Source organism: Flavobacterium profundi (genome assembly GCF_006491645.1).
Lineage (GTDB): Bacteria > Bacteroidota > Bacteroidia > Flavobacteriales > Flavobacteriaceae > Flavobacterium > Flavobacterium profundi.
Genome location: NZ_VDCZ01000001.1, coordinates 88,669 through 111,318 on the forward strand (window position 1 = coordinate 88,669; position 22,650 = coordinate 111,318).

Genomic DNA, 22,650 nt, shown 5'->3' on the forward strand with positions numbered 1-22,650 from the left:
TTTTTTATTTTACAATGAAAGTATTTTTTATTAGTGCATGCCTTTTAATTGCTGGTTTCTCTAGCTTTTCTCAGGAAAATGTAACCTACCAAAAACCCCCACAAGAAATTTTAACCTTAGCAGATTACCAAAGAGCGCCAAGTGTTTCCATGGATTCTAAAAAAGAATACATGTTATTAACGTATAGAAATACGTATAAAAATTTAGAAGATTTAAGTCAGGAAGAAATGCGTTTAGGAGGATTGCGCATTAATCCCGTAACTAATATTTCTAGTACAATTACATACGCAAACAACTTAAAAATTGGTACGGTTAAAAACAAATCTGAAACTCAAGTTTCAGGCTTACCTGATAACCCAAAGATTGCTAATATTTCTTGGTCACCCAATGAAAAATATATTGCTTTTACGCACACAACTTCACAAGGTGTAACTCTTTGGTATATTGATGTTGCCACAGCAAAAGCTACAAAATTAAGCAAGGTATTTTTAAATGCCAATATGGGAAACCCTATCAGCTGGTACAAAGACAGTAAGGCTTTATTAGTAACAACTTTAGCAACCAATCCACCCGCTTTAATCAATTCAAAAGAAGCATTACCTAAAGGTCCAATTGTATCTGAAAGCGAAGGAAAAGTTTCTCAAAACAGAACCTATCAAGATTTATTAAAAAACAAAGCTGACGAAGCCAACTTTGTAACTTTAGCAACATCAAAGGTTGATAAAATCGATTTAGATGGAAACCGAACTTCTTTTAGCAAAACTTCTGGATTGTTTTCTGATGTTAGTTTTTCACCAGATGGTAATTATGTTATGATTACTTCTATTGAAAAACCTTTTTCTTATTTGGTTCCTTATTATCGATTTCCTCAAATCACGGTTGTTTATGATATAAATGGTAATGAAATTAAAACGGTAAATGAAGTACCTCTTAATGAAATTTCTCCTAAAGGCTTTATGTCTACTCGCACAGGTAAAAGAAATATGGCTTGGAGAAGTGATGTTCCAGCAACACTTTATTATGTGGAAGCTTTAGATGGGGGTGATCAAGCGAATGAAGTTCCTTTTAGAGACGAAGTTTTTTTATGGGAAGCGCCCTTTACTAATGCACCTCAATCGTTATTAAAAGTACAACAACGTTTTGCTGGAATACAATGGGGAAATAACACAACAGCTATTCTTTCGGATTACTGGTACGACACTAGAAACAGTAAAACCTACCTTATCAACCCTTCGGTTAATGGTGCGGAACCGAAATTAATTTGGGACCGAAATTACCAAGATAAATATAGTGATCCAGGTAGTTTCGAAAGCAAGAAAAACGATTTTGGAAATTATGTTTTAACCATTGAAAACAATAAAATGTTTTTATTAGGCGACGGTTTTACCAAAGAAGGACAATTCCCTTTTATTGATGAATTTGACATAAAAACATTAAAAACCAAACGCATTTACACTTCTAAACTAACTGATAAAAAAGAAGACTTACTATCTATTGAAGACAGTAAAAAAGGAGATGTTTTGGTCATGTTGCAATCTAAAAATGAATATCCAAATTATTATTTTCGAAATTTAAAAACAAAAAAAATCACACCCATCACCGCTTTTAAAAATCCTTTTAAAAGTTTGAACAATGTGTATAAAGAAGTTATTACATACAAAAGAAACGACGGTGTAACGCTTTCTGGAACTTTATATTTACCTGCTAATTACGACAGAAACAAAAAAGATCAGAAATTACCTTTATTGATTTGGGCTTATCCAGAAGAATTTAAAGATAAAAATAGTGCCGGACAAACCACTCAAAATCCAAATGATTTCACCTTTCCATATTATGGCTCTTTTGTATATTGGGTAACCAGAGGTTATGCCGTTTTAGACGATGCTTCTTTTCCTATTATTGGTGAAGGAACGACAGAACCAAACGATACTTTTATTCCACAATTAGTGGCTAATGCTAAAGCAGCAATAGATGCTGTAGATGATTTAGGATATATTAATAGAAAAAAAGTGGCTGTTGGCGGACATTCTTATGGTGCTTTTATGACTGCAAATTTATTAACACACTCTGATTTATTTGCTTGTGGAATTGCGAGAAGTGGTGCTTACAATAGAACCTTAACACCATTTGGCTTTCAAAGTGAACAGAGAAACTATTGGGATGTTCCAGAAGTTTACAATATGATGTCACCTTTTATGAATGCTTCTAAAATGAAAACACCATTACTTTTAGTGCATGGAGAAGCAGATAATAATCCTGGTACGTTTACATTGCAAACAGAGCGCTATTTCCAAGCTTTAAAAGGATTGGGAGCTCCTGTTAGAATGGTTCTTCTACCTAAAGAAAGCCATGGTTATGTTGCAGAAGAAAACATCTTTCATCTCTTATGGGAACAAGATCAGTTCTTAGAAAAATATTTAAAAAATTAAAAAGATAAAAAATAGACTTGTAAAACTACAAGTCTATTTTTATTTTTAGACCTACTGTAGTATTCGGCACTATTCCATATTTATTTTCAAAGAAAATGGTTTGGTTACCCAAAGTCGATTCAATTAGATACGAATTTCCTTTAAAATAGTTTTTCCGAACAACTACTTCAAAGGTAGAATTTTCAGAAATTTCCAATTGATGTGCATAAAGAAATAAACTATCCTCTTCCCACTTGATTTGATTTACTTCACCAAATAAAGAAGCCGAATAAAAAGAACTTGGGTATTTATAAATTTCTTCCGTTTGACCAAAATCAACTAATTCTCCTGCTTTCATAACTAAAACCTGATCACAAAATGACAATACATCCTGAGTATCATGAGTGGCTACGATACAACTAATTTGCTTTTCTTTTAAATAAGCAAAAATTTTTCTTCTCAAACTGTTTTTTAGAAAATTATCGATATGACTAAAAGGCTCATCAAGTAACAACAATTCAGGTTCAAGAGCTAAAACTTTAGCCAAAGCTACTCGCTGCATTTGTCCGCCACTTAAAAACTTCACTTTGGTACTTGAGAAAGAAGTCATTTCTACCACTTCTAACAATTCCTTTACGCGATTCTTTTTCTCTTCTGGATAAAAGTTAGATAAAAATTTACCTACGTTTTCAGCAACAGTTGTGTAAGGCATTAGGTCAAAATCTTGAGCCAAATATTTCATTTTTGACATTCCAGGAACCAAATTGGATTTAGGACCTAATACGGGTTCGTCATTCCAAAAAATAGTTCCAAAATCCAAATCATGTAACCCGTATATTAATTGTAACAGGGTACTCTTACCACATCCGCTTTCTCCAATAAGGGCTAAAAAATTCCCTTCTTTTAAAGAAAAGCTCATTTTTTTTATCAAAGGTTCATTCGTATATGAAAATGATATATTTGATACTTTTAACATTATTTACTCCATTTTTCAACAAACTTACAAATAAATTGACTTTTATGCGGTCCAAGTTTAAAAACAATACATTGTTAATAAAAAGTATTATGGAACATTGAATTTAATTTCTATCTTGCGGCACCCAAAATAACAACCTATTCTAATTTAAAATGGTACGAAATTTATTTTCCATTAGTTTCTTTTTTTGCTTATTTACCCTAACTTCTTATGCGCAATTTGGTATAGAAGTAAATTATGGTCTTAACGGTGTTTTACAACCTAATATCACAAATTTTTCACATATAGGAGGAGGTCTCTTATATGATTTTAACGAATCTTTCGGTGCTAAGTTAGATTTTGGATCTGACCAATTTAGAACCGACAATACTTTTTTTAATAAAGAATCTGGTATTAATATAACTCGTTTTTCACTTCAAGGTACTGCTAATATTTCAGATTTAATTGACCCAACAAGCCTTTATAGTTCTTTTAATTTATCGGGACATTTAGGAGGTGGTTATTCTTTTATAAAATCGACAGAACATAAGAATTCAGATAATACCGTAAATGCTATCATTGGGTTGACCCCAAAACTTAAAATTACCCAAGGATTATATTTCGCAGTAGATGCTTCTGTAATTTTTAACCTCTCTCAACATTATGGTTTCGATGGTGAATACACTTATGATAATTATCCTAATTCAATTACAGGTATCATGTATAATGTTACAGGAGGATTAATCTATAAGTTTAATGAATATTATTAAAAACAAAAAAAGACTGTTGCGTTAAACAACAGTCTTTTTTTTATTGATAGCAATTTTAATTTTGTGCTTCTTTTTGAGCGTCTTGTATCATTTTTTCATTTGCTACAATTGCAAATTCTACACGTCTGTTTTTACTTCTTCCTGCATCAGTATCATTATCTGCAATTGGATCTGCTTCACCCATACCTTTAATTACAAATCGTGAAGAAGAAAGCCCTTTCTGAACTAAATAACTTTTCACACTCGTAGCTCTTTGCTCTGATAAATTTAAGTTATAATCATCTGCACCTTTGCTATCAGTATAACCAAAGATGGTTATATCTGTATCTGCATAATCTTTAAAAACAGGAACTAATTTATCTAAATTTTGTTTCGCTAAAGGTGTTAAACTTGCTTTATTGAAATCAAAATTAACTGAATTTTCTCCTAAAACTAATTGAATTCCTTCTCCTACCCTTTTTACTTCTGCTCCAGGAAGTGCTGTTTCAATTTCTCTTGCTTGTTTGTCCATTTTGTTACCAATAACGCCCCCTGCAACACCACCTACAACACCACCAATAACTGCTCCAAGAGCACCATTACCACCTTTCCCTACATTATTTCCAATAACACCACCAATAATAGCTCCACCAACTGCTCCTATGGCAGCACCACGTTGTGTCTTATTCGAATTTTTAACTGAATTACAACTATTTAAACTCATTAACAAACTCATCGAAAGAGCTGTTAACATTACTATTGATTTTTTCATTTTATTTATTTTTTTAATTATTTCTCACAAATTGATACGTAACTCCTGTATTTTTCCCTGCAACATCAACATGGTCTACTAATTGAAAAGTAGTTTCTGTTACATTTATTAAATCTAAAACATAACCTGTACCAACTCTTTTTGCTTTTTCTGCATCTAAAATTTTCATCACAAAACGACCATCCTTATTCACATACCAAGTGATATTGGATGAATATAGAGAACAAGCATCATTCGTTAAACTAAAGGAACCTTTATTATTGTTAGAAATAAAATTCCATTTACTACCCACAAAACAATTAGAATCTACTAAATCAAAAGAAGTGATTTTTACATATTGTGAATTAGGATAACTCACTTGAGTTAGTATCCAATCTCCTTTTAATGCAACTTCAGTTTTCATATCCAACTTCGTTCCAACAGGAGAATTTGATTTACATGAGATTAATGATAGAATTAAACCCATTAGTATAAGTACTTTTTTCATATCTGTTTTATATTAAATTTTCTTTTACAAATGTATATCAGAAACCATCATATTTTTTTACATAATATTATTTTTCGCTTTCAAAATTTCCATTCAGCCAATTTGTCAGTTTCTGAAAATTGGTATTTCTTTTGAACAATAGAGTATATTATTATGTATAATTAAAAAAATATCAAATATGTCAAGTGGAAAAATTAATGTATCAGTAGAAAACATCTTTCCTTTAATTAAAAAGTTTTTATACAGCGATCACGAAATTTTCTTACGTGAATTAATCTCTAATGCAACAGATGCTACGTTAAAACTAAAACATTTAACTAGTATTGGAGAAGCAAAAGTAGAATATGGCAATCCTAAAATTGAAGTAAAGATTGATAAAGAAGGTAAAAAATTACACATTATCGATCAAGGTTTAGGAATGACCCTAGAAGAAGTGGAAAAATACATCAACCAAATTGCTTTTTCTGGTGCAGAAGAATTTTTAGAAAAATATAAAGATACTGCCAAAGATTCAGGTGTAATTGGTCATTTTGGTTTAGGATTTTATTCTGCATTCATGGTGGCCTCAAAAGTGGAAATCATTACGAAATCCTACAAAGACGAACCAGCAGCACATTGGTCGTGTGATGGAAGTCCAGAATTTACTTTGGTTCCAACAGATAAAAAAGAAAGAGGTACCGAAATTATCCTTCATATTGCAGAAGATTCATTAGAATTTTTAGAAGAAGGAAAAATTAAAGGCTTGCTAACCAAATATAACAAATTCATGCCTATTCCAATTGTTTTTGGAACAAAGCAAGAAGCCTTACCAAAACCTGAAGATGCTCCAGAAGATTATAAAACGGAATATAAAGAGGTAGAGAATATTATTAACAATCCTAATCCTGCTTGGACCAAACAGCCTAGCGATTTAAAAGATGAAGATTATAAAAGTTTCTATCGTGAATTGTATCCAATGCAATTTGATGAGCCTCTCTTCCATATTCATTTAAATGTAGATTACCCATTTAATTTAACCGGTATTCTTTATTTTCCTAAATTAGCAGCAGACTTACAAATTCAGAAAGATAAAATTCAGTTGTACCAAAATCAGGTTTTTGTAACGGATAATGTGGATGGAATTGTACCTGAATTTTTAACGATGTTAAAAGGAGTTATCGATTCACCAGATATTCCATTAAATGTTTCAAGATCGTATCTACAAGCAGACGGAAATGTAAAGAAAATTTCTAATTACATTACTCGTAAAGTTTCAGATAAATTAAAATCCTTATTCAATGAAAATAGAGCTGATTTTGAAGCGAAATGGAACGATATTAAAATTGTATTAGAATATGGAATGCTTTCTGAACCGAAATTTTATGAAAAAGCAGGTGATTTTGTTTTATATCCAACAGTTGATGAGAAATATTATACTTTAGCGGAACTGAAGGAGCAATTAAAAGCTTCTCAAACCGATAAAGATGGAAAATTAGTAGTACTATATGCTTCTAACAAAGAAGCACAACATAGCTATATTGAAGCAGCGAAAGAAAAAGAATATGAAGTATTGTTATTGGACAGTCCAATCGTATCGCACTTAATCCAAAAATTAGAAGCTGATAATGAAAATCTTACTTTTGCTCGTGTTGATGGTGATGTTATTGAAAAATTAATTCAAAAAGACGATGCACAACTTTCCAAATTATCAGATGAAGAAAAAGAAAGCTTAAAATCAGTAATTGAAGCAATTGTACCTAAAGAAAAGTATAGTGTCCAATTAGAAGCAATGGACAGCAAATCAGCACCTTTCTTAATCACCCAACCTGAATTCATGAGACGCATGAAAGAAATGAGTCAGACTGGTGGTGGCATGTTTGGAATGGGTAATTTCCCAGAAATGTACAATTTAGTGGTGAATACGAATTCTGATTTAGCGACTTCTATTTTAAATAGTGAAAATGAAGAAGTAAAAGCCAGTTTAGTAAAGCAAGCATTAGATTTAGCTAAACTATCACAAGGTTTACTAAAAGGAGAAGAGTTAACTTCTTTTGTAAAACGTAGTTTTGAAACCCTAAGATAAGAAGGTATAAAATAGTTCAAACAAAAAACCTGCAAGTAAAAGCTGCAGGTTTTTTTATTTTATATTTGTTGCATAATTTTATGCATTCAAAAATGAAAAACAATTTTATTTTAGTATTTCTATTATGCAATTTTTGTTGGTCACAAAACTTTGATGAAGGCACCGGTTTAAGTAAATTGAATGTAGGAGACACAATTCCTGAATTTAAGTTTACTAATTTAGAAGGTCACCTTATTAATAGTACCGAATATAGTGGAAAATATATTTATATTAATTTTTTTGCTACTTGGTGTGAACCATGTATTAGGGAAATGAAATTAATTGAAAAAGATATTTGGGAAATCCATAAATCGAATTCTAACTTCATAATTTTAAGTTTTGGTAGAGAAGATACAGACGATGATATCAAAAAATTTATTAATCAAAGAAAATTTACTTTCCCAATTTTTCCAGATAAGGATAGAACTATTTATAATTTATTTGCAGTATCATTTATTCCAAGAAATTACATTATAAATCCTGAAGGAATAATAATTTATTCAGAAGGTGGCTTCTACAAAGAAGAATTTGAAAAAATGAAAGAAAAATTGAATTTATTATTATCTAAATAATCTCAAAAAAACCTAAACAATACTGTAAATCATAAAATAGTGAGATATACTTCCACTAAGTACAAATAAGTGCCAAATAAAATGTCCGTAAGGAATACGTTTTGAAGCATAAAAAATCGTTCCCAATGTATAAAAAACACCACCAATAGCCATGTAGGTTAAAGCTTCCCCAGATAACAAATTAAGCAATTGGCTTAGCTCGGCAACTACTAACCATCCCATTAATAAGTACATAAATAAGGATAATTTTTCTACTTTTCCCGTAAGAAATAATTTCATCACTAATCCAATTCCTGCAATACTCCAAATTATAAAAAACAAACGCCAACCTGTTGTTTGTTCTAAAGTAATTAAACAAACTGGTGTATAGGTTCCGGCTATGAGCAAAAAAATACCAATATGATCCATAATTTGAGCTTTTTTCTTTCTTCCTTCATGTTCTAAAGCATGATAAACGGTGGAAGCAGTATATAAAGCAATCAAACACAAACCATAAATCCAAATGCTCAACGTGCTAAAATGCGTTACTCCTCTATTTTTTAATAATAAAAATACTAATCCGAAAACTCCCAATACAATTCCTGCAGCATGTGAAATGGTATTTAAAAATTCTTCCTTATTTTTGAAGTGTAATGCCATTATAATTCCCTACTAATTAATGGTGTAAAGATACAAAAATCCTATGAAAGAAAAACCACTCTTATATTTCAAAAATGATACAGAATGGCGCGAATGGCTACATGAAAACCATACACAATATGAAGGCGTCTATTTAATTTTTTACAAAGTAGCTAGTGAAAATGATAGTATGCGCTGGGAAGAAGCAGTAAAAGTAGCTATATGTTATGGATGGATAGATTCTACCGTCAAAAAAATCGATGATGCTAGAAGAAAACAACTTTTTACTCCTAGAAAAGATAAAAGTGTATGGAGTAAATTAAACAAATCCTATATTGAAGAATTACACGCTCAGAAATTAATTCATGAAAGTGGCTTAAAAAAAATTGAAATTGCCAAACAAAATGGCTCTTGGGAAAGTTTAGATGCGGTTGAAAATTTAGAAATTCCTTTAGATTTACAAGTGGCTTTTGAAAAAAACGAAACAGCTTTTAGCAATTATACCAATTTCAGTAAAACCTATCGAAAAAGTTATTTGTATTGGTTAAACCAAGCCAAAAGAACTGCTACTAGAGAAAATAGAATTCAAGAAATAATCAGTTTGTGTGAAAAAAATATAAAATCTAGATAAATTTTATTCGCAATTTAAATAAAACATAAACATTTAACAAAAAATACGAATTTACTGTAATATAGTTATTTTTTTAATATTTATTTTTATACTAAATCTAACCAAACAATTATAAATATGAAAAAAATTAATTTTAGAAAAATGGTTCTTTTAGCCATTTTTTCGATGACTGTATTTGCATGTGACAAAAATGAGGTACAGGAAGAAGACATTTCAGAAAATGTAAATTCAGTAACCGATGAAATTTACAACACCAAATCTTCTGGCAATTTAATTGATGCTATTTATCTTGGAAGAAATGTAACACTTTTGGAAGTAGAAAATGGAAAATACCTTTATGATGGTGACGTCCTATTAGAAAGAAATGATTTTTCAATTCCTGTTGAAGAAAGCAATCGAGGTGTTTATGGCGGTGGAAATTGGCCCAATCGTAATGTTCGTTGGAAATATGCTAGTGGTGTTTCACAAGATCTTAAAAACAAATGGACAAGTGCTATGAATACTTGGTCAAGTCAACTAAATTTTTCATTTACTCAAATTTCTGGTTCTTCTGGAGATTACATTTTGGTACAACAAAATTCTAGTGGTTCAGCTTATAGTACTAGTATAGGACGAAAAGGCGGACAACAAATAATAAGTGTAGACCCACGATATTATGGTTCGGGAAATGTAGTTCATGAAATTGGCCATGCCGTAGGATTAATACACGAACAAAAAAGACCTGATCGAGATAATTATATTATTGTTAATTATTCGAATATTAGACCTAATTGGACTTCTCAATATGACAAATGCTCCAGTTGTACTCCTAATGGAACTTTTGATTACAGCTCCATTATGTTATATGGTTCAAGAGCAAGTAGTTCGGTTGTATACAATACCAGCATTCCAGCAATGACAAGAAAAGATGGCTCAATTTGGAATGCCCAACGCTCCTATTTATCTACTGGAGACAAGGCTGCAATTAATGCCAAATATTAATATCAAGAAATAAAACAAATCTTGAAAAACAAACTTTAACAAATTCTATAATTTTGTTGTAAGGTGAATTTAAAATTTCTATCTAGATTTGTATCAACAAACAAACAGATCAAGCATGATGAAACCGTCTAAAAATTTTTTTTTAGACGGTTTTTTTCTTTTTAAAAATTATGAAAACAAATTAAACCTAAATTTAAGGTTGCACTTTCTTCTAGAACACAATCAAGATTCCTATATTTACATAGTAAATTATCTTTAAATTATGAAAAAGGAACTTTTTATTGTACTATTCACCATTTTATCTTTCCAAAACAGTTTTAGCCAAATCACTAAAAAACCCTTAAACATTGGTGAAACGGTAACTTTAAACTCTCAAATTCTTTCTGAAGAACGGGTCTTAAACATCTATTTACCCGAAGGATATCAGGAGAATGATTCCATTAGTTATCCTGTTATTTATCTTTTGGACGGTTCAATTAATGAAGATTTTATACATGTAACAGGATTAGTCCAATTTTTTAATTTACAATTACAAATGCCTAAAACGATTGTTGTAGGTATTGCTAATATAGATCGAAAACACGACTTCACTTTTCCTACAACTATCCCTGATTTAAAGAAAGATTTTCCTACTACTGGTGGTTCTGAAGCTTTTATTGCTTTTATCGAAAAAGAAGTTCAGCCATTTATAAACAGTAATTACAAGGTTTCAGAAAAGAAATATCTGTTAGGACAATCTTTAGGAGGCTTATTGGCAACAGAAATATTATTTAAAAAACCTGAATTATTTACGCATTATATTATTACTAGTCCAAGTTTATGGTGGGATGACCAATCCTTGTTACAAAAAGCCAACACGTATTTATCGAAGATTCAAAAACCAGTTTATGTATTTGTAGCAGTTGGTGAAGAACATAAGATTATGATTAGAGATGCTAAAAACTTAGCTTCGGAATTAAAAAAATATCCTAAAACCATTCAATCAAATTTTCAATATTTTGCAAAAGAAAATCATGCCACTATATTACACAACAGCTTATACCACGCCTTTTTATTAGAATTTCCTTATAAAGAACCTAAATAATCATTTTATGAAAACAATCTATTTTTGGTTCGTTTTACTAACTTTTGCAAATGGTATTAGCCAAAATGAAACAGTAGTTCCAGCCTTTGATTTTTTAATTCAATTTACTAATTGTAGAGACTTTACGCTTTCAAAAAGTCAGGATGAACTATATTTTACCATACAAAACACAACGGAAGAAATTTCTCAAATTGTTTGCAGTAAAAAAATAAAAAACAAATGGACAACTCCAGAATTAGTTTCTTTCTCAAGTGAACATAGAGACATAGAACCTTTTCTAAGTGCTGATGGGTTGCGATTGTATTTCTCTTCCAACCGACCTTTGGAAAACACTTCAAACCAAAGTAAAGATTATGACATTTGGTATGTGGAAAGAAAAAACACAAAAGAAAAATGGTCTCACCCCATTAACATTGGAACACCAGTTAATACAGTTAAAGATGAATTTTACCCATCTGTTGCTTTAAATGGAAATTTATATTTTACTTCCGAAAATGACAAATCACTAGGAAAGGACGATATTTTTGTTTCTCGCTGGGAAAATAATGCTTTCACAAATCCAGAAAATTTAGGCCCTAGTATTAACTCAACAGGTTATGAATTTAATGCTTTTATTGCTCCAGATGAATCCTTTTTAATTTTCACAGGTTACAAAAGAGAAGATGGTTTAGGAAGTGGTGATTTATATATTAGCTATAAAAATAAACTGGACGTTTGGGAAAAAGCCACCTCGCTAGGTTCCAAAATAAATTCTTCGGCTATGGATTATTGTCCTTTTTATGATTCCTTAACTCAAACCTTATACTTTACGAGTAAAAGGAATAGAGCTACAAACCAATCCTTTTTAAATCTAGAAACGTTTCTAAAAGAAATAAATCAATATGAAAATGGTTCTAGTAGAATTTACAAATGTAATTTAAAACTATGATGGACTTACAGCCTACCTTAACTCATGAACTTGTGCTTTTAAGACCTTTATTAGAAGACGATTTTGATGATTTATATCAAGTTGCCTCTGACAAATTATTATGGGAACAACATCCTAATTCAGACCGATATCAAAAGGAGGTGTTTGAAGATTTTTTTGAAAAAGCATTAGATTCAAAAGGTGCTTTTGTTATTATCGATCAAAAGAATAAAAATATCATTGGTTCTTCGCGTTTTTATGATTTTAATGCGGATGAAAAAAGTGTTATTATTGGATATACTTTTATAGACAGAAAATTTTGGGGCACAGCCTACAACAAAACCATCAAAAAAATAATGTTAGATTACGCTTTTGAATTTATTGAAACTGTTTATTTTCATGTTGGAAAAACTAATTTTCGTTCGCAAAAAGCCATGGAAAAATTAGGAGGAAAAATCGTAAGCTATACAACAGCTGCAAATGGTACAACAGACAATCCGGTTTATGCAATTTCAAAAGAAGAGTGGTTTAAAAATTAATTTGGCACACTTATTGAAATTCAAATGTTAAATTTTTAACATTTGAATTAAACCTTTTTACCTTTTAAACATCTTATACATAAACACTAAAATAATAAATTATGAAAAGAATATTTGTTTTAACAGCAATCGTAGTATTAGCGGGGTTTTCATTCCAATCTTGTAGTAAAGATGAAACAGAAGCTGCAGTTGTAGATCAAGAATTATTAGTAGCCAATGCTCAAATTGATGTATCTAATGAAATGGATTTTGACTTAGGTTTGGATGTAGCTTCAGAACAAGATACCTACTCTAGTAGAAATGGAGTTTCATCAGCTAGAACTTTTCCTTCTTGTGCCACTATAAGTGTTGAAAACGGAACATTAGGGCAATTTCCTATTACTTTTGCAGTTGATTTTGGCACAGGCTGTTTACACAATGGTATTTTACGCTCTGGAATAATTCGAATTACTTTCGATGATTATTTAATTAATTTTGGAAGCCATATGACCATTACTCGTTCTAACTATTATGTTAATGGTAGAAAAATTGAAGGAACAGTTGTTTACCAAAACCAAACTACTAATGCAGAAGTTCCAAAATGGTCAAGAACAGTTACCGATGGTAAATTAACAACGCTTACTGGCAGTGTATTCACTTTTTCTGGAACAAGAATAGTACAACAAATTGAAGGAGTTGGTACTTTAACATTAGGAGATAATGTATATGAAGTTTTATCTGGAAATCATACTGTTACTAGACCAAATGGAACTTCACTAACAGTAACAGTAGTAACACCACTAATTAAAAAATATGCTTGTACCTATATTTCTCAAGGCCAACTTAACTTACAAGGTGCTTTATTAGATGGTATTTTGGATTATGGAGACAATACTTGTGATAATTTAGCTACTTACACGCATTCCAATGGTGTTGTATATAATGTTTCACTTTAATAGATAACAACATGAAAAAGATTTCTTTTTTATTTTTTCTATTAGCATGGAGTTTTTCTTTCTCTCAAGATGTCGATACAACTCAAAACACAGGAGACAATTTTAGTCTGGAAGGAGCATTAGCTTTATTAAAACAAGCCTCCAATTTAGAAGAATTTGAAAAATTACTGAATGAAGAGCAAAACAATGTTAACAATTTAGATTTAAATGGAGACGGTGAAATTGATTATATTGTAGTAAATGCTATTCAAGAAAAAGATACGCATGTACTTGTTTTAAGCACGTATTTAAATGAAACAGAAAAACAAGATATTGCTACTATTGGCATAGAAAAAACAGGTAATGAAGAAGCTATACTTCAAATTGAAGGAGATGAAGACTTATATGCTGAGAATACTATCGCAGAACCTATAGCTATTGAAGAAAAAGCTACTAAAATGGGTCAAGGCCCAAATTCATTTGAGATTGAAACCATTGCAGTTGTAGTAAACGTTTGGTTTTGGCCTAGCGTTCGTTACCTTTACGCTCCTGGTTATGTTGTTTGGAAATCTCCTTATAGATGGAGGGTTTATCCAAAATGGTGGAAACCTTGGAAACCATACCGACATACCGTTTTTTACACCAAAACAACACCTCACAGAGTGTATTATACAAGAACACCCACAAGACGTGTTGTGGTGGCAAGAAAAGTGTATACTCCTAGAAGAAGCCGATCTACCGTAGTAGTTCACACAAGAAGAGGTACAACAGTAGTTCATAAAAACAAAAGAGGAAAAACTACAGTGGTTCGAACTAAAAAAAGAGCCCGAAGATAATTGTTTAAAATCGCTAATCCTCTCAATTTGATTAGCGATTTTTTTTTGGTTTATCTAAAAATTACCGAACTTTGATTTTTTCAAATAATACGCTATGACTCTTTCGATAGAAACACCAGCTTTACTTTTTTCTGCAACTTCCTTAATTCTTTTAGCTTATACCAATCGTTTTTTAACTATTGCTCAAATTATTAGAAGTTTAAAAAAATCATACGATGAGGAAGAAAGTAAATTAATCTTACTAGAAATTAAAAATTTAAATTTAAGATTAACATTGATACGTTATATGCAACTATTTGGAGTAATGTGCTTGTTTCTATCTGTTTTTGCCATGTTACTTTTATTCTTAGGACATCAACTTACTGGCATCTATCTTTTTGGATTATCCTTATTATGCCTATTAATTTCGTTAGGACTTTCTTTTTGGGAAATTAGTATTTCCGTAAAAGCATTACGCTTGCATTTAAGCGATTTGAATGACAAATATTAAATAAAGACCTTTTCTAAAACTTCTTTTAGCTTTTCCACTTCAAAAGGTTTCCACAAAAAACCGCTAAAATAATTTGTCTCACGGGTTTCTGAAGTTACCATAGTATCAGCTGTAAGTGCTAAAATAGGCGTACTCGAATTGAGATTTTCAGTTGTTCGTATCAATCGAGTGACTTCTATTCCATTCATTTCTGGCATATGAATGTCCATTAAAATAAAATCATAAAACTGCTCTTTTACTTTTTGCAACGCTTTTTCGCCATTATCTACATGTTCAGAGATAATATTCCACCTAGAAAGTAATTTTTGAAGCAGAATAGCATTGATAGTAGTATCTTCTACAATTAAAACTTTTTTATCTTTTAAAATGCCATCTCTAGCATTTGGAACTACATCCACAAGTTGATTTTCTATAATTTCATCTCTTTTCAATTTCAATTTAAAGAAGAAGGTAGTTCCTTTCCCAACAGTACTTTTAACTTTAATCTTGCTTTTATGCAGTTCAATAATTTTCTTAACAATAGCCAAGCCTAGACCTGTTCCACCTTGTTTGCGAGTTAAAACAGGTTTCACTTGAGAAAAACTCTCAAAAATTTCATCTAAATTTTCTTTTGAAATTCCTTCTCCTGTATCTTTAACTTCAAACAATAAAGTATCTTTTTTAGGCGACGACTTTACATGTTTTATTTTTAATTCTACACCTCCTTTTTCTGTAAATTTAATAGCATTACTGATTAAATTATTTAATACCTGAGTAATTTTAGTCTCATCTAAGTTGTATCTAATTTCTTTAGATAAATCGCAATTTAAAGTAAGATACAATCCTTTTTCATGAGCTTGTTTTTCATAAACACTAACAATATTTTTCGCTAAAATGGCTAATGCAGAAGGAACCATTTCAAGTTTTGATTTATTGGAATCCAATTTGGTAAAATCTAAAACATCATTTACAATTTTAATCAAATTTGAAGATGCAAATTTTAGACTCCCTAACAATTCTTTTCCTTCTGGATTCACCTCATCTTTCAATAATTCTACTATTGAAGTAATTGCATTTAAAGGGGTTCTAATTTCATGACTCATAATCGACAAAAAGTCTTGACGCATTTTAATAGCCTTCGCTTCATCAAGATTTTTTTTCTCTAAAAGCAATTGTTTTTCTTTATGAAGTTTTGCCTCATTTTTAAGAACTTCCATTTTAGAAATCAATTCATAATTTTCAATTACTTTTAAAGTTTGCGCATTAATTACGGTTTCCTTTTCTTTTTGATAACGTTCAAAATAATCTAAAGCTAATGCGGGTTCATTTTTGGCTTTATAAATATGATAAATTAGTTTTTTTAATTTAATAGTAGACATGGCTAGTTTTAAGGATGTAGCAATTTCCAGTCCTACAAATGCAGTATCTAAGGCTAACTCTAAATCATTCTTTGTGTAATACAGTTCACCTAGTTTAGTATAGGTCATTGCTTTACCAGTATTTTCACCCATTTGATTGTGAATCTCTAACCCTTTAAAATAATATGCTTCTGCTTTTTCATAGTCTTTTAAGTAAAAGTAAACTTTCCCTTTACCATACAAAGCATAAGCCATTCCTCTTATATCATTGGTCAATTCTTTTTGTGCAATTGATTTATTAATAAATGCCATTGCAAATTTTAGTTTACCATTCTTAGCCAGTATTCCCGATATATTATTATAAACATTCGATTCTAAATTAAAATCATTTATCTTTCTAGCATTTTTTACCGCACTGTAGTATGATTTTAAAGCCGCATGTTGATCTCCAATGTAACCATAAATGGTTCCTAAGGATTTCTCGGTACGGGATTGATTGTAATAATCGTCATTTTTTTGATATATTTTTAAAGCATCGGTAAAAGAAACCAAGCCCAAATGATACAAGTTTGTTTTGTAATACACACCTGCAAGACTGTATTTTGCATCAGCTATACCTCTTTCGTCTTTTAGTTCGGTGTAAAGTGTTAAAGCTAATTTTGAAAAATATTCTGCTTTATCCATCTCACCAATAATCATATAATACAATCCTAACTGGCTGTAACATTTAGCCAATAAAGATTTACTACCCAATTGAGCACTTGACTCAAGGGCAAAAAGAGTCATCGAAATACTCTTCGGAAGATTATGGATTCTAATTTGATGTGCTTCATTAAGCAATAAAAGAATCTCTTTTTCTCTTTTATTAACTTTCAAAGGGTTAGACATTTAAGCAGTATTGGGTCGATAAAAATAGCAAAAAAAAACATATAAAAAATTATTTTTTTATATAATCCACAATAAAACAGGTTTTTGAGTGTTCTGAAGTTGCTTATCTAACTTCTCCATAAAGGCATTTGACACAGCTGGACAACCCCAACTTAACGGACTAAACTTTGGGTATATTTCGTTGTTTTTCACAGCATTCCACGAATGTAAAACCACTACTCTATCGACTGCTGTGGAATTTGTATTCTCCAAACCATGTATCCAATATTTTATTTTAATACCCCAAGAACTACTATCTCTTTTACCAATTTTATATTTGCCTTTCATGGAGCAATGACTATTATTTCTCACATCAAACTTTACTTTTTGCCATTTTTCAGGATTCTCTTGAAACTGATCACAACTGCCATGAGTAACTAAATTCTCATCGATAATCTTTTGATTTTTAAAATCATAAACATAAAAACGGTTTTTACCAGAATGTAGACTCAAATCAATCAAATAATAATAGTCGGTATTAAAATTGTTTTTTTCAATGTATTCCTTAGCTTCCTTATGAAAAGCACTGTAGTCTTTTTTATATTCTTTTGGCTTATTAAGATTTGGAGTAACCTTATTCTCTTTACAACTGAAAAAGAGTAGAGAAAAAATTAGAATTATGTTTTTCATTGAATACTATTAAAATGGAAATTTAAAATTTAATTTAAACCTTTTGTGTTAAATTTTATCTAAAAATAGTAACACTTTTAATTATGAATACAGCAATCACTTGGTCTTTACGATTAGGCTTTTCTAAAAAACAAAGTATTTCTATTGAAAAATTAGGGATTGAGAAATTTTTGGAGCAATCATTTGAATCAAAAGTAGATACTTCTTTACCAGATTGCTTAAAAGAAAGTCCGAAGACACTTGCGCAATTAAAAGAAGTAAGAGAGAAAATAAAAAATGCAACTTCTGAAGAGCAGAAAAAACTTTTAAAAAGTCAAATTAAAGATGCGAATGAACTGCGAATATGGTGGTTGAACAAAATGAAAAACGAAAAATTTCCCTTGCGAGAAAAAATGACTTGCTTTTGGCACAATCACTATGTCGCTTCGATTCAAAAAGTTAAGGTCAATTATTGGGTGTACCAACACAACATGATTTTAAGAGAAAATGCATTTGGAAATTTTAGAGAGCTTACAAAAAAAGTAATTCATACTAATGCGATGGTGCGCTATTTAGACAATATCGATAATCGCAAAGGCAAGTTAAATGAAAACCTAAGTAGAGAATTACTAGAATTATTCACCATAGGCATAGGTAATTACACTGAAGAAGATATTAAAAATGGTGCAAAAGCGTTAGCGGGGTTAAGTTTAGGAGAAGAAGAAGCAATTTATAGAACACGTTTACAAGATGATGACGAAATCACTTATTTAGGGAAAACTGGAAAATTTAAAGCCAACGACTTGATTGACATTATATTCGAACAAAAACAAACCTCTTATTTCTTAACCGAAAAACTGCTAAAATGGTTCATTTATGACAATCCTTCTGAAGATATTATACACTATTATGGAGATTATTTCAGACAAGTAGATTATGAAATACAACCTTTATTAATTAAAATTTTCACAGAAGAATATGAAAAAAATAATGCGGGTTCCAAAATTAAAGACCCTCTTGTTTTTGCTTTTCAACTTTTGGAAGAACTTGAAATAGAAATGCCTGCCAATATTATTATTCCCTTTTTAAAACAACAAGGCATGGAATTATTTAACCAACCTAACGTAAAGGGCTGGATTGGTGGCAATCATTGGCTTACTTCTCAAATTTATTTGCAACGGAATAACGCAATAGATTTTTTAATCAATGGTCAAAATATTCTTGGCAGAAGAAATAAAAACGTAGAAATGAATAGCAACGAAATGAGTAATGACAAGAGAAAACCAAACCTCGTTTTTAATTCTAACGGTAATCATCTAACGATTATTCAAGAGCTCTCTAATAGATTGCTTTTTTTAGTAGAAGAACCCATTCAAAAAGATATGGAAACTATTTTAAAATATGATTTTAATCCAAAAAGTGAAAATGCACAAACTGCTGTCTTACGATTATTTGCATACATTACTAAACTTCCTGAATTCCAACTTATCTAAACTTATTAATTATGGATCGTAGAAAATTTTTCAAACTAGCAGGAACTTACACAGGAGGCTCACTTTTGCTACCTAATTTCCTTCATGCTTTTACCGATTATAATTCCTTTTCATTACAAGAAAAGAGTGTTCTTTTCATACAACTTAATGGTGGTAATGATGGGTTGAATACTTTTATCCCATACGACAACCCTTTATATTACGATTTACGACCCAATATAAGTTTGTCAAGAGATCAAGTTATTGGTAAAAACAAGGGTATGGCATTTCATCCCTCTTTAAAAGGATTTGCTTCAATACAAGATGCAGGCGATTTAACTGTAATTCAAAATGTAGGATATCCTGAACCAAATCGTTCCCATTTCAGAAGTCAGGAGATTTGGCAAACCGCATCAAATGCCAATGAATATAAAAACGACGGTTGGTTAGGACGCTATCTCGATTTTCATTACAAAGAACATCATCCTACTGGTGGAATCAATTTAGATGCTATTGATAATTTAGCCCTAAAAGGAATAGAACCTAATAGTGTTACTGTAAAAGATCCTAACCGATTTAAAATAAAAAACAATTCAGAAGAAGGCATTAAATTATCGAATAACCCGCAATTAGACTTTGTTCGAAAAATTGCTAATTCGGTTATTGATGGTTCAGATGAAATACAAAAAGCCTTATCAAAAGCTAAAACAGAAATAAACTATCCGAAAACAGGGTTAGGTAAAAACCTAGAATGGATTGGAAAACTTATTAAAGGAAATTTGAATTCAAAAATATATTATACTTCATTGGGAGGATTTGACACCCACGACAATCAGTTGGCTGTACATTCCAATAAATTATCTGAATTAAATGATGCTGTATTTACATTATATACCGATTTAAAACAAGCGAATTTATTACCTTATACTACGATTGTGATTTTTTCAGAATTTGGCAGAAGAGTTCAAGACAATGGAAAAGGAACAGATCATGGTACCGCTGCACCTGTTTTTATTATTGGTGGAAATAATCACGGAAACTGCATTGGACATAATCCTAATCTAACCGATTTAGATCATGGTGACTTAAAGTATGCTATTGATTTCAGAAGTGTATATGCTAGTCTTTTAGAAAACCAATTAAATTTCAATCCAAAGACAATTGGTATTCAAAATCCTTCATTAAAAGGAATATTTTAATTCTATGATTAAAAAATTAATTCTTTGCTTATATTTGCGCCCCTTAAAAAAATGAAGTATATGTCAAAGAATGAAATCATAAAAGGAGTTTTTCTAGTAGGCTTAGGAGCAACAAGTTATGGCATGCTTGCTACTATCGTTAAACTAGCCTATCAAAGTGTTGAAAAGTTTACTACTGCAGAAGTAATTTCTGCTCAATTTATATATGGTATTTTAGGAATGCTTCTTATGAATTTGTACCAAAAGACCACAAAAAAAGAAACCATCGTTAAGGCTACACCAAAAAATATAAAAAATTTAATGCTTGCAGGAACTTCTTTGGGAGCTACCAGTATTTTCTATTATTTATGCGTAAAATATATAAATGTATCCATAGCAATTGTATTGCTAATGCAAACTGTTTGGATGGGTGTGCTTGCCGAATGGTTTTTAGATAAAAAAGCACCTTCGAAACAAAAAATACTTGCGGTTTTAGTGGTATTAATAGGTACCGTTTTAGCAACTAATTTATTATTTAGTAAAATCGATTTTAATTGGACTGGATTTATGTGGGGAATTTTAGCAGCGGCATCCTTTACTACAACCATGTTTACCGCAAATAAAATTGCATTAGGTGTTTCATCGGTTCAAAGAAGCTTATACATGCTTTTTGGCGGTGCAATTATTGTGTTATTCTTTGCTCTATATACACAAACAGATGCTTTCAATTTTGCTATTTTTGGAAAATACGGAATTCTTTTAGCATTATTCGGAACAATTATTCCACCCGTATTAATGAATAGTGGTTTTCCAAAAACGGGATTAGGCTTAGGAAGTATTGTTTCTTCTTTGGAATTACCCGTTTCTGTTTCAATGGCTTTTTTCCTTTTAAACGAAGAAGTAGTTGTAACACAATGGCTTGGGATTCTCTTAATTATAGCAGCAATTGTAATTATGAATATAAATTTCAAGAAAAAATAGTTCGTTTCCTTTCTTTTTGGTACTTTCGAAGTAAAAACATACCCTAATGGACTTACCTTGGCATCAATACATGATGGGATTACTTTATATTTTAGCAGGTTTGAATCATTTCAGACAACCTCGTTTATATCTTAAAATTATTCCTCCTTATTTCAAAAACCCTAAACTATTAAATCAACTGAGCGGATTAACTGAAATCATCTTAGGAATATTGGTTTGTATTGAACCTACAAGTATATTTGCTGCATGGGGAATTATCATTCTATTAATTGCTGTCTTTCCAGCAAACTATTATATGTATCAAAATGAAAATGCTTCTTTAGGATTACCTAAATGGCTAAGATTACTGAGACTACCTTTACAGTTAATATTAATATATTGGGCCTATTCATACATTCCTTATATAACCTATGCATAAAAGACAACTATTATATTTTAGTGTATGTTAGATTTATTTCCAAATGAAAAAATCGTTTTAGATTTACCGGATGCCATTTTTGAGTATTATCCCAATTTTCTTACCCAAGAAAAAGCCAATATGATCTATCAAAAATTGTTGGATGAAACTCCTTGGAAACAAGACAGTATAACTATTTACGGAAAAAATCATTTACAACCAAGATTGACTGCTTTATATGGAAATGAAGGCAAACCGTATTCCTATTCAAATATTGTAATGCAACCTCACGCTTGGAACCCAACTTTAATGTTTTTGAAAAACGAAATTGAAGAACATACGCAATTGTCATTTACAACCGTACTTCTTAATTTATATCGTGATGAAAATGATAGTAATGGTTGGCATTCAGATAATGAAAAAGAATTAGGAAGAAATCCAACTATTGCTTCTTTGAGTTTAGGGCAAGATCGCGTTTTCCAAATAAAACACATTGAAAAAAAAGAAATAAAACAAAATATTATTCTCACAAATGGGAGTCTTTTAGTAATGAAAGAAGGCAGTCAAATTTATTACAAACATCAGTTACCAAAAGCCTCAAGCCCAAAAAGAAGCAGAATAAATTTAACATTTAGAACTATTATTTAAATATTTTTTAAAAAAAACTAAGAAAGCTATATTTATATTAACAAATTTTTAAAAATG

Annotated in this window: 23 protein-coding genes; 17 read left to right on the top strand and 6 right to left on the bottom strand. The window is 30.6% G+C overall.

Annotation, left to right across the window (positions count from 1 at the left end):
- Positions 1-14 precede the first annotated feature (14 nt).
- Complete coding sequence (locus FHG05_RS00425) at positions 15-2,429, top strand: S9 family peptidase (RefSeq protein WP_140996047.1); 2,415 nt, start codon at positions 15-17, stop codon at positions 2,427-2,429.
- A gap of 25 nt (positions 2,430-2,454) precedes the next feature.
- Here FHG05_RS00425 and FHG05_RS00430 read toward each other — a convergent pair whose 3' ends face one another.
- A complete protein-coding gene (locus tag FHG05_RS00430; protein WP_140996048.1) occupies positions 2,455-3,384 on the bottom strand; it encodes an ABC transporter ATP-binding protein in 930 nt (309 codons plus the stop codon).
- Positions 3,385-3,536: 152 nt separating this feature from the next.
- On the opposite strand from FHG05_RS00430, the gene FHG05_RS00435 reads away from it, so the two are divergent.
- Positions 3,537-4,133, top strand: a complete 597-nt coding sequence (locus FHG05_RS00435) for an outer membrane beta-barrel protein (RefSeq protein ID WP_140996049.1) — start codon at positions 3,537-3,539, stop codon at positions 4,131-4,133.
- Positions 4,134-4,188: 55 nt separating this feature from the next.
- Here FHG05_RS00435 and FHG05_RS00440 read toward each other — a convergent pair whose 3' ends face one another.
- Positions 4,189-4,884 carry an OmpA family protein gene (locus tag FHG05_RS00440; protein ID WP_140996050.1) on the bottom strand — a complete coding sequence of 232 codons (696 nt, stop codon included), beginning with the start codon at positions 4,882-4,884 and terminating at the stop codon, positions 4,189-4,191.
- A gap of 13 nt (positions 4,885-4,897) precedes the next feature.
- Positions 4,898-5,371, bottom strand: coding sequence for a lipocalin family protein (locus FHG05_RS00445; RefSeq protein ID WP_140996051.1), 474 nt, complete (start codon positions 5,369-5,371; stop codon positions 4,898-4,900).
- Positions 5,372-5,549: 178 nt separating this feature from the next.
- Here FHG05_RS00445 and htpG point away from each other — a divergent pair, with 178 nt between their 5' ends.
- Both htpG and FHG05_RS00455 read left to right on the top strand, forming a co-directional pair.
- Positions 5,550-7,433, top strand: coding sequence for a molecular chaperone HtpG (gene htpG / locus FHG05_RS00450; protein WP_140996052.1), 1,884 nt, complete (start codon positions 5,550-5,552; stop codon positions 7,431-7,433).
- 92 nt (positions 7,434-7,525) lie between these two features.
- Positions 7,526-8,044, top strand: coding sequence for a TlpA family protein disulfide reductase (locus tag FHG05_RS00455; RefSeq protein ID WP_181369118.1), 519 nt, complete (start codon positions 7,526-7,528; stop codon positions 8,042-8,044).
- 12 nt (positions 8,045-8,056) lie between these two features.
- On the opposite strand, the gene trhA is transcribed toward FHG05_RS00455, so the two are convergent.
- Positions 8,057-8,683, bottom strand: coding sequence for a PAQR family membrane homeostasis protein TrhA (gene trhA, locus FHG05_RS00460; RefSeq protein ID WP_140996054.1), 627 nt, complete (start codon positions 8,681-8,683; stop codon positions 8,057-8,059).
- Positions 8,684-8,726: 43 nt separating this feature from the next.
- Here trhA and FHG05_RS00465 point away from each other — a divergent pair, with 43 nt between their 5' ends.
- The 8 genes from FHG05_RS00465 to FHG05_RS00500 all read left to right on the top strand — a co-directional run bounded on the left by FHG05_RS00465 (position 8,727) and on the right by FHG05_RS00500 (position 15,044).
- A complete protein-coding gene (locus FHG05_RS00465) occupies positions 8,727-9,293 on the top strand; it encodes a YdeI/OmpD-associated family protein (RefSeq protein WP_140996055.1) in 567 nt (188 codons plus the stop codon).
- Positions 9,294-9,410: 117 nt separating this feature from the next.
- A complete protein-coding gene (locus FHG05_RS00470) occupies positions 9,411-10,274 on the top strand; it encodes a M12 family metallopeptidase (RefSeq protein WP_140996056.1) in 864 nt (287 codons plus the stop codon).
- Between the two features lie 262 nt (positions 10,275-10,536).
- The gene (locus FHG05_RS00475; RefSeq protein ID WP_140996057.1) at positions 10,537-11,358 is read left to right on the top strand and encodes an alpha/beta hydrolase; all 822 of its coding nucleotides are present in this window, start codon (positions 10,537-10,539) and stop codon (positions 11,356-11,358) included.
- A 7-nt stretch (positions 11,359-11,365) separates the two neighbouring features.
- Complete coding sequence (locus FHG05_RS00480) at positions 11,366-12,286, top strand: TolB family protein (protein WP_140996058.1); 921 nt, start codon at positions 11,366-11,368, stop codon at positions 12,284-12,286.
- A complete protein-coding gene (locus FHG05_RS00485; protein WP_140996059.1) occupies positions 12,283-12,804 on the top strand; it encodes a GNAT family N-acetyltransferase in 522 nt (173 codons plus the stop codon). The genes FHG05_RS00480 and FHG05_RS00485 overlap by 4 nt, the downstream gene beginning before the upstream one ends.
- Before the next feature lie 101 nt (positions 12,805-12,905).
- Positions 12,906-13,739 carry a hypothetical protein gene (locus tag FHG05_RS00490; protein WP_140996060.1) on the top strand — a complete coding sequence of 278 codons (834 nt, stop codon included), beginning with the start codon at positions 12,906-12,908 and terminating at the stop codon, positions 13,737-13,739.
- An 11-nt stretch (positions 13,740-13,750) separates the two neighbouring features.
- Positions 13,751-14,554, top strand: coding sequence for a hypothetical protein (locus tag FHG05_RS00495; RefSeq protein ID WP_140996061.1), 804 nt, complete (start codon positions 13,751-13,753; stop codon positions 14,552-14,554).
- 94 nt (positions 14,555-14,648) lie between these two features.
- Entirely contained in the window at positions 14,649-15,044 is a 396-nt protein-coding gene (locus tag FHG05_RS00500; RefSeq protein ID WP_140996062.1) for a DUF2721 domain-containing protein, read from the top strand.
- Here FHG05_RS00500 and FHG05_RS00505 read toward each other — a convergent pair.
- Complete coding sequence (locus FHG05_RS00505; protein WP_181369119.1) at positions 15,041-17,257, bottom strand: ATP-binding protein; 2,217 nt, start codon at positions 17,255-17,257, stop codon at positions 15,041-15,043. The two genes, FHG05_RS00500 and FHG05_RS00505, sit on opposite strands and share 4 nt — an antisense overlap.
- Before the next feature lie 69 nt (positions 17,258-17,326).
- A complete protein-coding gene (locus tag FHG05_RS00510; protein WP_140996064.1) occupies positions 17,327-17,938 on the bottom strand; it encodes a murein L,D-transpeptidase catalytic domain-containing protein in 612 nt (203 codons plus the stop codon).
- Positions 17,939-18,021: 83 nt separating this feature from the next.
- On the opposite strand from FHG05_RS00510, the gene FHG05_RS00515 reads away from it, so the two are divergent.
- From FHG05_RS00515 to FHG05_RS00535, 5 genes are read left to right on the top strand one after another with little or no spacing between them, the layout of a single operon-like run.
- A complete protein-coding gene (locus tag FHG05_RS00515; protein WP_140996065.1) occupies positions 18,022-19,410 on the top strand; it encodes a DUF1800 domain-containing protein in 1,389 nt (462 codons plus the stop codon).
- 11 nt (positions 19,411-19,421) lie between these two features.
- The gene (locus FHG05_RS00520; protein ID WP_140996066.1) at positions 19,422-20,588 is read left to right on the top strand and encodes a DUF1501 domain-containing protein; all 1,167 of its coding nucleotides are present in this window, start codon (positions 19,422-19,424) and stop codon (positions 20,586-20,588) included.
- Positions 20,589-20,648: 60 nt separating this feature from the next.
- Positions 20,649-21,548, top strand: a complete 900-nt coding sequence (locus FHG05_RS00525) for an EamA family transporter (RefSeq protein WP_140996067.1) — start codon at positions 20,649-20,651, stop codon at positions 21,546-21,548.
- Positions 21,549-21,594: 46 nt separating this feature from the next.
- Positions 21,595-21,966, top strand: a complete 372-nt coding sequence (locus tag FHG05_RS00530) for a DoxX family protein (protein WP_140996068.1) — start codon at positions 21,595-21,597, stop codon at positions 21,964-21,966.
- A gap of 24 nt (positions 21,967-21,990) precedes the next feature.
- On the top strand, positions 21,991-22,593 hold the full coding sequence (locus FHG05_RS00535; RefSeq protein ID WP_140996069.1) for an alpha-ketoglutarate-dependent dioxygenase AlkB family protein: 603 nt from the start codon (positions 21,991-21,993) through the stop codon (positions 22,591-22,593).
- Positions 22,594-22,650 lie beyond the last annotated feature (57 nt).